This window comes from Kitasatospora sp. NPDC036934 (assembly GCF_055608425.1).
In genome coordinates this window covers 150021-162464 of the sequence record NZ_JBVJQR010000014.1, presented here as the reverse complement: position 1 = coordinate 162464, position 12444 = coordinate 150021, and the positions used below count along the sequence as shown (strand labels likewise).

General features: G+C 74.9%; 10 protein-coding genes. 5 read left to right on the top strand and 5 right to left on the bottom strand.

Annotated features, from left to right (window positions below; genetic code table 11):
- Positions 1 to 62: 62 nt before the first annotated feature.
- A complete protein-coding gene (locus ACZ7BZ_RS22705; protein ID WP_470359873.1) occupies positions 63 to 602 on the bottom strand; it encodes a winged helix-turn-helix transcriptional regulator in 540 nt (179 codons plus the stop codon).
- Positions 603 to 720: 118 nt separating this feature from the next.
- Between ACZ7BZ_RS22705 and ACZ7BZ_RS22700 the strand changes: the two genes are divergently transcribed.
- From ACZ7BZ_RS22700 to ACZ7BZ_RS22690, 3 genes are all read left to right on the top strand, one after another.
- Complete coding sequence (locus ACZ7BZ_RS22700; RefSeq protein WP_470359872.1) at positions 721 to 2172, top strand: MFS transporter; 1452 nt, start codon at positions 721 to 723, stop codon at positions 2170 to 2172.
- 285 nt (positions 2173 to 2457) lie between these two features.
- Positions 2458 to 6138, top strand: a complete 3681-nt coding sequence (locus tag ACZ7BZ_RS22695; RefSeq protein WP_470359871.1) for a SpoIIE family protein phosphatase — start codon at positions 2458 to 2460, stop codon at positions 6136 to 6138.
- 113 nt (positions 6139 to 6251) lie between these two features.
- Positions 6252 to 6656, top strand: coding sequence for a nuclear transport factor 2 family protein (locus ACZ7BZ_RS22690; RefSeq protein ID WP_470359870.1), 405 nt, complete (start codon positions 6252 to 6254; stop codon positions 6654 to 6656).
- 30 nt (positions 6657 to 6686) lie between these two features.
- Here ACZ7BZ_RS22690 and ACZ7BZ_RS22685 read toward each other — a convergent pair whose 3' ends face one another.
- From ACZ7BZ_RS22685 to ACZ7BZ_RS22675, 3 genes are all read right to left on the bottom strand, one after another.
- Positions 6687 to 7754 carry an S-adenosylmethionine:tRNA ribosyltransferase-isomerase gene (locus ACZ7BZ_RS22685; protein ID WP_470359869.1) on the bottom strand — a complete coding sequence of 356 codons (1068 nt, stop codon included), beginning with the start codon at positions 7752 to 7754 and terminating at the stop codon, positions 6687 to 6689.
- Positions 7751 to 8509: an SDR family oxidoreductase gene (locus tag ACZ7BZ_RS22680; protein WP_470359868.1), complete on the bottom strand. Its 759-nt coding sequence runs from the start codon at positions 8507 to 8509 to the stop codon at positions 7751 to 7753. Before ACZ7BZ_RS22680 ends, ACZ7BZ_RS22685 begins: the two co-directional genes overlap by 4 nt.
- Positions 8510 to 8726: 217 nt before the next feature.
- Positions 8727 to 9674: a pseudouridine synthase gene (locus tag ACZ7BZ_RS22675; RefSeq protein WP_380457523.1), complete on the bottom strand. Its 948-nt coding sequence runs from the start codon at positions 9672 to 9674 to the stop codon at positions 8727 to 8729.
- 126 nt (positions 9675 to 9800) lie between these two features.
- Here ACZ7BZ_RS22675 and ACZ7BZ_RS22670 point away from each other — a divergent pair, with 126 nt between their 5' ends.
- Both ACZ7BZ_RS22670 and ACZ7BZ_RS22665 read left to right on the top strand, forming a co-directional pair.
- The gene (locus ACZ7BZ_RS22670) at positions 9801 to 10889 is read left to right on the top strand and encodes a PP2C family protein-serine/threonine phosphatase (protein WP_470359867.1); all 1089 of its coding nucleotides are present in this window, start codon (positions 9801 to 9803) and stop codon (positions 10887 to 10889) included.
- 176 nt (positions 10890 to 11065) lie between these two features.
- Positions 11066 to 11455 carry a DUF3224 domain-containing protein gene (locus ACZ7BZ_RS22665; RefSeq protein WP_470359866.1) on the top strand — a complete coding sequence of 130 codons (390 nt, stop codon included), beginning with the start codon at positions 11066 to 11068 and terminating at the stop codon, positions 11453 to 11455.
- Between the two features lie 49 nt (positions 11456 to 11504).
- Here ACZ7BZ_RS22665 and ACZ7BZ_RS22660 read toward each other — a convergent pair whose 3' ends face one another.
- A complete protein-coding gene (locus ACZ7BZ_RS22660; protein WP_470359865.1) occupies positions 11505 to 12347 on the bottom strand; it encodes a poly-gamma-glutamate hydrolase family protein in 843 nt (280 codons plus the stop codon).
- Positions 12348 to 12444: the final 97 nt, after the last annotated feature.

Genomic DNA, 12444 nt, shown 5'->3' with positions numbered 1-12444 from the left:
CCGGCTCCCCCAGAGCCCCCCGAGGCCGTCGGCAAGCTGCCGGCGGCCTCGGGGGCACCCCGTCAGGCCGCCGCGGCCGAGGCGATCGGTTCGAGGAGCAGGTGCGGGCGAACCAGGGCGCGGGAGACCGGGTCCTCGCGGTGACCGCCGGTGCGGGCCGGGTTGGGGCGCATGGCGACCTCGGTCGGTGGGACGGGTCCGCCACCGCAGGTCGGGCAGGCGCCGATGAGGTCCAGATCGGTGCCGCAGACGACGTGCGCGAACAGGTGGTGCGGGCCGCCCGGGGTGGCGTGCCGGCCGCCCCAGCGGCTCAACTGGTAGAGCGGTCCCCAGAGTTCGAGGCCGACATCGGTGAGCAGGTAGCCGTTGCGCAGCGGCGCCTGCTGGTACGGCTCCTTGCGCAGCACCCCGGCGGCGACCAGGGCGTTGAGACGCGCGGTGAGGACGGCGCGCGGGATGCCGAGGTGGGCGAGGAAGTCGTTGAAGCGCTGCACGCCGTAGAACGCGTCGCGGAGGATCAACAGGCTCCAGCGCTCGCCGATCACCTCCAGGGCGCGGGCCAGTGCGCAGTCCTGCAGTTCGTAGTCGGTTCCCAGCGCCATGCGGGCCAGCGTAGTCCACTGTCGATGCGGGTTCAATGAACAGACTTTAGGTGGTAGCGTCTTGCCCGCGAAGGTTCATTCACCAGACTCAATGGTCCGCCCTCCGGAGGGAACACCCATGTCCCCCGCACCACCCGGCTCCGCCACAGCCGTACGGCCCGGCGCCACGCTCGCCGTCACCGCGGCCGCGACCGCCCTGGTCACCGTCGCCTACACCGCCCCCACCGCCTCGCTCGCCGCCACCGCCCAGGCCGCCCACCTCGGCCCCTCCGGCCGCACCTGGATCCTCACCGGCACCCTGGTCGGCATCTCGGCCCTGCTGCTCACCGCCGGCAGCGCCGCCGACGACCACGGCCGCAAACGGGTCTTCACCGTCGGCGTGCTGCTGTTCGCCGCCGCCGAGGCCCTGGCCGCCCTCGCCCCCGGCGGCGCCGTCTACCTGACCGCCCGGGTCCTGCTCGGCATCGCCTCCGCCGCGATCCTGGCGCCCGCGCTCGGCCTGATCAGCCACGCCCATCCGGCCGGGCCCGGCCGGATCCGGGCGCTCGGGATCTGGGGCGCGGCCGTCGGCCTCGGCATCGCGGTCGGGCCGGTCTACGGCGCGCTCGTCCAGCAGTGGGCCGGCTGGCGCGCAGTCGGCGGCGGACTCGCCGTGGTCTCGGCCGCCGTGGCCGCCGGCGCCGCCACCTGCCTCACCGAATCCCGGGCCGAGCGGCCCCGCCCGCTCGACCCGTACGGCGTGCTCACCCTCGCCGCCGGAACCACCCTGCTCATCGCCGGACTCGCCGAGGGCCGCAGCGGCTGGGGGCGGCCCACGGCGGTGACGCTGCTCGCGGGTGGCGTGGGGCTGCTCGTCGCCTTCGTGGTGGTCGAGGCCACGGTCCGCGAGCCGATGCTCGACCTGGCGCTGTTCCGCAGCCCCGGCTTCATCGCCGCCACGGGCGGCGCCCTGTTCACCGGGCTCTCGCTGGTCGGGTTCATGAGCTACCTGCCCACCCTGCTCCAGGACGTGCTCGGCCTCTCCGGCCTGGCGGCGGGCGGTGTGCTCGCCCTGTGGTCCGGCCTGTCCGTGATCGCCGCACTCCAGGCCCGACGACTGGCCGCCCACCTGTCGGCCACCACTCAGGTCGCCCTCGGCCTGCTGATCTGCGGCCTCGGCGAGGCCGGACTGTACGGGCTCACGCCCGGCTCCTCCTGGCTCCGGCTGGCGCCCGGCCTGGCGGTGGCCGGCCTCGGCAGCGGCGTCCTCAACGCGGCCCTCGCCCGCCTCGCGGTCAGCAGCGTCCCCGCCCACCGCGCCGCCATGGGCTCGGGCGCCAACAACACCTCCCGCTACATCGGCTCGGCCCTCGGTGTGGCCGTGACGGTCGCCGTCGCCGGCTCCGCCCACCCCACCGCCTCCGGCCCCGGGCCCGCGGCCGACGCCCTGGCCACCGGCACCGACCGCGCTGTCCTGGTCGCCGCCGCCCTCTGCCTCATCGGCGCCGCCCTGGCCCTCGCCGCCCGCCGCGCCACCCCGCCCCCGCAGCCCACACCCCTCTCCCGGGTACCCGCCACCGCCGCCCGCTGACCGCACCGGGCCCGCCGACTTCCCGCGCGCAGCAGGCGGCTCCCCGCCGGGGGCAAGCGCCACGCACTGCGCGGGCGGACGTAGGAGGCCGGGCCCGCCGGCTGTCTGTGCGGGGGCGGGGCGGTGGATGGGCCGCCGGAGTGGCGGGTGGCGGCTGCTCGGGAGGCGTGGGGCCGGGCGGGGTTTGAGGGACGCGGTGTGCGGGGGGCACGAGGGGCGGGGCGCGGGGACCGCGTGCGAGGATGGCAGGGCTGGTGGGAACGAGCTCCGGGCGGTTCTCTGGCCATGGTGGACGACGACGCGCAGCGCCGGGGGGAGCCTCAGCAGGACGCCCTGCTGCTGGTTCCGATCGCCACGGCGCTGATCGAGGCCGACGGGCGGATCCTGCACTGGAGCGGCGACGCGGAGGCACTGCTCGGCTACCGGGCGGACGAGGCGGTGGGGGCGAAGGCGGCCCGGCTGCTGACCTCCGACGAGCAGCGGCCCGAGGTGCTGGAGCTGTTCCGGGAGATCCTGGCGGGCCGGGAGTGGTCCGGGGTGTTTCCGGTGCGGCACCGGGACGGGCATCTGGTGAACCTGGAGTTCCGCACCCATCCGGTCCGCGGGCCCGGCGGGGTGCCGCTGGTGCTGGCGGTGGCGTCCGAGGTGACGACCTTGCGCCGGATCCAGTCGGACCTGGCCGTGCTGGACGGTTTCTTCACCCAGTCCCCGGTCGGCATGGCCGTGTTCGACACGGAGTTGCGGTACGTCCGGCTGAACGAGGCGCTGGCCCTGGCCAACGGGCTGACGGTCGGGGAGCACCTGGGCCACCGGCTCACCGAGGTGCTGCCGGGGATCAACGGCGCCGAGGCCGAGGCGGTGATGCGGCAGGTGCTGGCGAGCGGCCGGCCGGTGGTGGACTTCCGTTCGCACGGCCGTACGCCGGGGAATCCGCAGCGGGACCACGCCTGGTCGGCCTCGTACTTCCGGCTGGCGGACCGGGGCGGGCGGGTGCTCGGGGTGAGCGCCACCGTCATCGACATCACAGGGCGCTACCGCGCGGATGCGCGGGCGGCCCGGGCGCAGGAGCGGCTGTCCCTGCTGGTCGACGCGACCGCCTCGATCGGCACCACGCTGGACCTCCGGCAGACCGCCCGGGAGCTGGCCGATGCGATGGTGCCCCGGGTCGCGGACCTGAGCGGGGTGTTCGCGCTGGAGGCGCTGATCGCCGGGCGCAATGTCGAGCCGCCCGTCCCGGACGCCCCGCAGTCGGTCCGCCGGCTGGCGCTGACCTCCGCCGATCCGCTCTACCCGGCCGAAGCGCTGCCGGTGGATGCGGTGTACGAGCTGCCGCCGGACTCCCCCTACGCCCGGGCGCTGATCACCGGGCGGACGGTGGTGGTGCCGTCCTGGGAGCTGGCGCCGCTGGCCGACAGCCTGAGCGAGAGCCGCCGCCGGGCGTTCCTGGGCGACCGGTCGCGCTCGGTGCGGATCACGCCGCTGGTGGCGCGCGGCACCACCCTCGGCATGGTGGTGTACTCGCGGCGCGGCGAGCGCGAGTCCTTCGCGGAGGCCGACATCACCCTGGGTGACGAGCTGGCCTCCCGGGCGGCCGTCGCGATCGACAACGCCCGGCTGTACCTGCGCCAGCACCAGACCGTGCTGGCCCGGCAGCAGGCGCTGCTCGAGGCGAAGGCCGCGCAGGAGCGGCTGGCGCTGGTCAACGCGGCGTCGGCGCGGATCGGCACCACGCTCGATCTCGACCGCACCGCCCATGAGTTGGCCGAGGTGGCGACGCCCCGGCTGGCCGACACGGTGGTGGTGGAGGTGCTGGAGGAGCTGGTGCGCGGCGAGCGGGAGGTCCGCGCGCCGGAGGACGGCTCGGCGCTGCTGCGGCGGATGGCGTTCCACTCGGTGCGCGGCTCGACGCTGACGCCGATCGCCCGGCTGGGCGGGGTGCACCGCTTCCTGCCCGGTTCGCCGTACGCGTGGAGCCTGGCGCACCGGCGGCCGGTGCTGGTGCCGCGGATGGACGAGGAGGGGATGGCCTGGTTCGCCGACGATCCGGTGCGCACCGCCGCGGTGCGGGAGCAGAACGTGCGCTCGTTCATGGTCGTGCCGCTGATCGCGCGCGGCAATCCGGTCGGTGTGGCGGGCTTCTACCGGACCCTGGTCGAGCGCCCGTACGAGGACGACGACCTCACGCTGGCCGGGGAGTTGGCGGTCCGGGCGGCGGTGTCGATCGACAACGCCCTGCTGTTCACCCGGGAGCGCGACGCGGCCGCCGCCCGGCAGCAGGCGCTGGACGAGGCCTGGGCCGCCCAGCAGCGGCTGGGTCTGCTGAACGAGGCCAGCAACCGGATCGGCACCACGCTCGATCTGCACCGCACCGCACGGGAGTTGGTGGACGTGGTGCTGCCGCGCTTCGCCGACTTCGTCACCGTGGACCTGCGGGACGCGGTGCTCGGCGGTGAGGAGCCGGAGCCGGTGCCGAAGGTCGGACCGGTGCTGATGCGGGCGGTGGCGGTCGGGGAGACGGCGCCCGACGGCAGCATGACGGCGGCCGCGGACCAGGTCGGCGAGACCTCGCAGTCGGCCGAGGTGTACGCCCAGAGCCTGCGCACCCGGCGTTCGATCCTGGTCTCCGAGGTGACCGAGCGGGAGTTGCGGCGGATCGTCGCGGCCCCGGACCGGGTGGAGCCGGGGCTGGCCGCCGGGATCCACTCGTACCTGATGGTGCCGCTGGTGGCGCGCGGACTCGTACTCGGCGGCGCGGAGTTCATCCGCACCCACAATCCGGTGCCGTTCGGCCCGGCGGACCGTTCACTGGCCGAGGAGCTGGCCGCGCGCACCGCGCTGGCGATCGACAACGGCCGGCTCTACCGGCGGGAGCGGGACACCGCACTGACCCTCCAACGCAGCCTGCTGCCCCAGGAGATCCACCGCACCCTCGGCCTGGAACTCGCCTACCGCTACCTGCCCAGCAGTGTGGTCAGCGAGGTCGGCGGCGACTGGTTCGACGTGGTGCCGCTGTCCTCCGGGCGGGTCGCGCTGATCGTCGGCGACGTGATGGGCCACGGCATCCGGGCCGCCGCCACTATGGGCCAACTGCGTACGGTGGCACGGACGTTGATCACCCTGGAGCTGAGCCCGACCCGGGTCCTGCACCGACTGGACGAGGCCACCGCAGCCCTCGGCGAGGACCAGTTCGCCACCTGCGTCTGCGTGGTCTACGACCCGGCGGACCGCAGTTGCACCGCCGCCGGCGCCGGCCACCTGCCACCCGTGGTCGCCGACGCCGAGGGCAACGCCCGCCTGGTCGAACTGCCGGCCGGCGCGCCGCTCGGCGTGGGCGGAGTCCCGTTCGAGAGCGTCGAGTTCACCCTCCCCGAGCAGGCCATCCTGACCCTCTACACCGACGGGCTGGTCGAGCGCCGCGGCCACGACCTGGACGAGGGCCTGGACCTGCTCCGCCGTACCGTCGCCGACCGGCGCCGCTCGCTGGAGCAGACCTGCGACGCCGTCCTGACCCGGCTCACCGGGCCCACCTCCGAGGACGACATCGCCGTCATCATGGCGCAGGTCCGCCCGGCGGGCGCCGACCGGATCGCCGCCCTGCCGCTCACCGGAGACCACGCGATGGTCGCCCACTCGCGCCGCTTCACCCGCGAGACGCTCACCACCTGGGGACTGGCCGAACTCACCGACTGGGCCGAACTGTTGACCAGCGAGTTGATCACCAACGCCCTGGTGCACGCCGGATCGCCCACCCAGCTGCGGCTGTTCTGCGACCGGGTGCTCACCGTGGAGGTGGCTGACCAGGAGAGCGGGACGCCCCGGATGCGCCAGGCCCGCACCGAGGACGAGGGCGGGCGCGGCATCCACCTGGTCAACGAGCTGGCGCACCGCTGGGGCAGCCGCCGGACCGGGGACGGCAAGGTGGTCTGGTTCGAACTGGAGCTGCCGCCGGACTTCCCACCTGCGTGAACAACTGACGGCTGTCGGCCGGCACCCGGGGTTGTTGGCCGCCCGTACGACCCCCGGGCTTTGCTGGTGCCACGGCGGGACAGCCCCGGCCGGACGGACCACAGGAGCCCACCATGCAGCAGACCGACGCCCGCACCGTCGTCACCGAGTACGTCACCCGGCTCGCCGCCGGTGAACTCGACGCCGCCATCACCCTGTTCGCCGAGGACGCCACCTGGACCTTCCCGGGCAGCCTGGAGCTCTCCCGCACCTGGCGCGGCAAGCAGGAGATCTTCGGCGACTTCCTCGGCCGGGTCGGCACCCTGTTCGACCCCGACGGCCTGCCCGTCCTCACCCTGACCGGCGTCCTCGCCGACGGCCCGCGGGCGGTGGCCGAGTGGACGGCCGTCGGGACGGCCGCCGACGGCACCGCGTACGAGAACCACTGCCTGGGCGTGTTCACCGTGGAGAACGGCCTGATCACCGCCGTCCGCGAGTACCTGGACACCGAGCTCGTGGCGCGCACCCTGCTGGCCTGACCGGCGCGCGCTGCGGAGCTCAGCCTCGACTCAGTCCGGCAGCAGCAGATTGACATCGCCGAACTCGTGCCACAGGTAACGCCGTTGAACCGCCTCGCGATAGCAGGACGCCAGCAGCGGGCGGCCCGCGACCGCGGCGAGCATCAGCAGGTGGGAGGCGCGCGGCTCGTGCCAGCCGGTGAGCAGGCCGTCCACCGCGCGGACCCCGCGCTCCGGGGTGATGACCAACTCCGTCCAGCCGTCCGCCTCCTGGAGAGTGCCGTCCGGTGCGACCGCCGACTCCAGGGCGCGGACGACGGTGGTGCCGACGGCGATCACCCGCCCGCCCCCGGCGCGGACGTGGCCGACCAGCCGGGCGGTGGCCGCCGGGACGTGGAACCGCTCGGCGTACGGGGCCTCGTGGGCCTCCGGCGAGGCCACCCCGGTGTGCAGGGTGATCGGCGCGACCAGCACCCCCCGACCGGCCAGCCGCGTCACCGTACCGGGCGTGAACGGACGTGCGGCGCTGGGCATTTCGCTGCTGCCGGGGACAGTCGCGAAGACCGTCTGGTAGGCCTCGATCGGCCAGTCGCGGTCCACGTAGCCGTACCGGATCGCCCGACCGTGCAGCTCCAGGTAGCGCAACAGGGGTGCGGGCAGGTCCAGTTCGGCGTACCAGAGGCGGCCGGTGAAGGACTGCGCCAGCTCGGCCACGCCGCCCGCCGGCAGCGCGACGCGCAGGCCCGGGCGGGCCGGTGACACCCCCGGCGGGTAGTAGGACGCCGCCCTGCCCGGCTCCACCCGGCGCAACTCGACCAGGTGGGCGCCCTGTTGGTCCGGCTGGGCGGAGGACAGGTGCAGCGCGACCGGGGTGCCGTCCGGCAGCCGTCCGGGCAGCGCGGCCGGGAGCGTGGCCGAGTTGTTGACCACCAGGAGGTCACCCGGGCGCAGCACCTCGGGCAGGCCGGCGAACCGGCGGTGCTCCACCGCGCCGGTGGCCCGCCGGCCGACCAGCATCCGCACGCCGTCCCGGGATCCGCCGCGCGCCTCCGCCGGTGCGCGGGCGGAGAGTTCGGGCGGGACGGTCACGTCGAGACCCAACTCGGCCAGGGTAGTCATCGCCCACCCCGGTCGGCCGCCGGCACCGCGGCCAGGTCCTCGGCGCGATAGCGTCCGGAGGGGGTTCGGTCGCGCAGCAGGCCGAGCAGGACGGGCGCGATCTGTTCCGGCAGCGGCTCGCCGGAGATGTCCTCGCCGGGGCTGGCCTCCAGCAGCATCCGGGTGTTCATGCTGCCCGGGTCGACCGCCCAGACGCTCAACTCCGGCTCCTCCCGGGCGAGTACGGCGGTGGCCAGGTCGAGCGCGGCCTTGCTGGCGCCGTAGCCGCCCCAGCCGAGGTAGGGCACCACGGCGGCGTCCGAGCTGATGTTGAGCACCGCGCCGGAGTGGGCGCGCAGTTGGGGCAGGACGAGCTGGGTGAGCGCGATCGGGGCGAGCGCGTTGACCTCGAAGACCTCCAGCAGGTCCGGCAGCGGGAAGTCGGCCAGCCGGGGCAGCGGCTCGCTGCCCGGGGCGGCGGCGCCGTTGAGCGTACCGGCGTTGTTGACCAGGAGGCTCGCGCCGCCGAGGCGCTCGGCGGCCTCGGCCAGGTGGGCCCGGTGGTCGTCGTCGACGATGGAGCCCGGCAGGGCGACGACCTCGGTGACGACGGCCAGGCCGGCCGCGGCGTCGGCGAGTTCGGCCGCGCCGCGGGCGGTGATCACCAGGCGCCAGCCCTCGGCGGCGAGGGCGTGGGCGAGGGCCAGCCCTAGGCCGCGGGAGGCGCCGGTGACCAGGGCGACGGGGGCGGGTGCGGTGTGCGCTGCTGCGTTCATGGCCCAACGATCGCGCCTCGGCGCCGTCGGCGGATCGGCCGCCGGTACCGGGACCGGATCCTCCGTTCGCCCTAGATCGTCGGCCGGACCTAGTACCGGGCCTGGCCTGGGCCTAGGACCGGGCCAGGCCGGGTCCGGCCGGGAGCCCGGCCTGGTGGGGAGGGGAGGGGAGCCCGGCCGGGCCGGGAGTCAGGACGGGAGCCCGGTCAGGCCACGGTCAGCCTCCGGCCCGCCAGCCGGACGGGTCGGTCCATGCGGCGAGCGTGCGGCGGCTTTCGAAGCGGCGCTCCCGCCCGGTCAGCGGGTCGGTGAACTCGATGGCCGAGGCGAGCAGTTGCAGCGGCCGGCGGAAGTCGTCCGGGGCCGGTTCGGGCAGCACCACCGGGTACACCGGATCGCCGAGGATCGGGAGTCCCAGCCCGCTCATGTGCAGCCGCAGCTGGTGGGTGCGCCCGCTGAGCGGCCTCAGCCGGTAGCGGGCGAGGCCGTCGCGGTGCTCCAGCAGGTCGATCCGGCTCTCGCTGTTCGGCGGCGCGTCCAGCTCCCGGGCGGCGATCACCCCGCGCTCCTTGACGATGTGGCTGCGCACCGTGCGCGGCAGGCTCAGCTCCGGGTCGTACCGGGCGACCGCCCGGTACTCCTTGCGCACCTGGCGGTCCCGGAACAGCGTCTGGTAGGCGCCGCGCTCCTCGGCCCGGACCACGAACATGGCCAGGCCCGCGGTGAGCCGGTCGAGCCGGTGCGCGGGGCTGAGCACGGGCAGGTCGAGGTCGTGCCGCAGCCGGGACAGCGCCGTCTCCACCACGTGCCGGCCGCGCGGGGTGGTGGCCAGGAAGTGTGGCTTGTCGACGACCACCAGGTGCTCGTCGCGGTGCAGCACCACCAGCTCGAAGGGGACCGGCACCTCCTCCGGGTGGTCCCGGTGGAACCACAGGTGCGCACCGGGGCGAAACGGTTCGTCGTAGGCGATCGGGCCCTGCTCGCCGACGATCTCGCCGTCGCGCAGTGCCGTCTCGATCCGCGCCGCGGCCACCGCGGGCAGCCGCTCGACCAGGTGATCCCGGACCGTCGGCCAGTCACCCTCCGGCGGCAGCCGCAGGTGAACCGGGTCAACGCCGCGGCGCTGCGGGAGGGGGGAGGTCGGGCGGTGGCTCTTGCGTCTCATCTCCCGGCCAAGGGTAGTGCGCGGCCCCGTCGGGCCCGCGCCGAGGTGCTGACCCGGGGCCGGGCGGGGAAAGTGGTTCGAAGGCCCTCGGGGCCCGAAGCATCTTCGATTCCTGGAGGAGTTCGCGTGAGCGCCGACGGCCCGGACGGGCTTCCGCCGTTGCACCTGCCACGGCGGACCCGGCTGCTGCTGTACGGCGCCCTCGTGCTGCTGGTCGCCGCCGTGGTGGCGGCCCTGGCGCTCGGCCCGGGCGCGACCCTGTCGCCGCTGCTCGCCGTGGCCCCGGTGCTCGTCGGTGCCACCACCCGCAAGGCCCGGGTACCGCTGCTGGTCGGTGCGGCGGCACTGCTGGCGGTCGGCGTACTGGAGTCGACCAACACCGTGCTGCCGCTCTCGGTGCGGATCAGCGTGCCGGTCACCGTGCTGGCCGCGACCCTGGCCAGCGCGGCCAGCGTGCTGCTGGTGGCGGCCCGGGAGCGGGAGCTGTACCAGGTGCGGACGGTGGCCGAGGCGGCCCAGCGGGCCCTGCTGCGACCGCCCGCCGAGCGGATCGGGCCGCTGCGGCTGGCCGTGCGGTACGTCGCGGCGACCGCCGAGGCGCGGATCGGCGGGGACCTGTACGCCGTGGTGGAGACCCGCTTCGGGGTGCGGATCCTGCTGGGGGACGTGCAGGGGCACGGGCTCCCGGCCGTGGAGACGGCGGCGGACGTCCTGGGGGTGTTCCGGGAGGCGGCGCGCACCGAGCCCGACCCGGGGCGGCTGGCGGAGCGGCTCGACGCGGCGCTCACCGCCCGGCCGGGTGACGGGCGGTTCGCCACCGCGCTGCTCCTGGACGTCCCGGCCGGCCGGGAGCCGGTACGGGTGGTGAACTGCGGGCATCCGCCCCCGCTGCTGCGCCGCGCGGGCAGGGTGGACGAGCTGGCGCCGGCCGTGCCGGCGCCGCCGCTGGGCCTGCGCGAGCTGACCGGGCAGGACTACTCGGCGAGCCGCTTCGATCCGAGCCCGGGCGACCTGCTGCTGCTCCACACCGACGGGGTGTCCGAGGCCCGGGACGCCGACGGCCGGTTCTACCCGCTGGCGGAGCGGCTGCCCGGACTGCACGGCAGCAGCCCGGCGGACCTGCTGGACGCCGTGCTGGCGGACGTCCGGGGCTGGGTCGGCGACCCGGGGCTGGCCGACGACGCGGCGCTGCTGGCGCTGCGCTGGGACCACTGAGGCGGCCGGGGCGGTAGTGCGGGCTCGATTGTCAGTGGCGCGTGCGAGGCTTCACCCACGGTCGACCAGGTATCGATCGTGCGGGTCGGCCGCATGCGCGGGTGCACCGGTGAACGGGTGGACGCGTCGACGGGTTCGGCCCGGCCGCTGGTGGGAACCGACGAGGGGAGCGTGCCATGGCGGAGGCGAGCGGGTCGTTCGCGGTGACGGCGTTCGAGCCGGTGGAGACGGAGCAGCACGAGGCGGGCTCCACCTTCGGCCGGGTCAGGATCGCCAAGACCTTCACCGGCGGGTTGAGCGGGCACGGCGAGGTGAGGATGCTGTCCGTCGGCGACGTGTCGGGCGGGCCGGCCTCCTACGTCGCGGTGGAGCACGTGACGGGCGAACTGGACGGGCGCGCTGGCTCGTTCGTGCTCCAACATGCCGCCTGGGACACCACCGAGGTGACGATACGCGTGGTGCCGGGCACGGGGTCGGGCGAACTGGCCGGGATCACCGGCGAGTTCCGGCTGACCGTCGATGAGTCCGGCACCCACACCTACGTGCTGGCGTACGAGCTGGGCTGACCCCTGCCCAGTTCGCCCGGCGGGCATGGCACGGCGGGTGAGCCGAGTGTCACAGCACGGGCTGGGTCGCCTCCAGCCGCTGGATCGCGGCCCGGACGGCCGCCGTGAAGCTCCAGAACAGCGGCAGCGTATTGGCCGCGCGGTCGAACCGGTCGTTCTTGCCCGGGGCGAACATCGCGGCCCGGAGCTCGGTGGTCAGCTCCAGCTGGGCGCCCATGCCGAGCATGCTGCGGTTGCAGATGTTCTCCGGGGCGACGCCGGCGATCTCCTCCTCCCCGGAGGCGGTCACGGCACGGATGCCCGCCGCGGCGAACTCCTCCATCAGGTACTGACGGAAGGCGGAGTTCAGGCCGCCGACCAGCACGGCCTGGGCACCCGCCTCCAGGCCGGCCTTGGCGGCGGTGCAGCCGTGCAGCGACAGCACATTGAGGCTGCCGGAACACATCGCCCGCACCACGGTGTCGTCGCAGTGGGTCGAGGTGACGTGCAGCGCGCCGTTGTTGGTGGCCCGCAGGCCCTCGAACATCCAGAAGTCGTGCACCGGCCCGTCGGGCGGGGTCGGGGCAAGGCCGACGGGGTGGTAACCGGCCACGGCCAGGCACAGTTCGGAGGTGCCGCCCTCGATGCCCCCGCCGTGCGGCGCGATGACGGTGGTCCGGACGGGGGCCGCGCGGCCCTGCGGGCTCTGGTCGTCGATCAGGTGCCGACGGTAGCGGCGGCCGTAGTCCACGCCCTCGGTCAGAGTCGGGTCGGCGTAGAGCGCAGTGTTGGAGGGATAGCTGTCTGCGGCGCTCGCGGGGCTGCCGCCCACGGCAGCGCCGAGGGCGCTGAGCGCCGGGGCCGCGGCGAACGCGGCGATCAGGGTACGACGGTTGATCACGATCGGGATCATGGCAGGAGGTGGGAGATAGGTAGAGTCGGAGCAAAGTCGCGGACGGGGCCGCATCCGGCGCGGCGCGGTCGGCCTGATCGTGTGACACCGGCCCGAC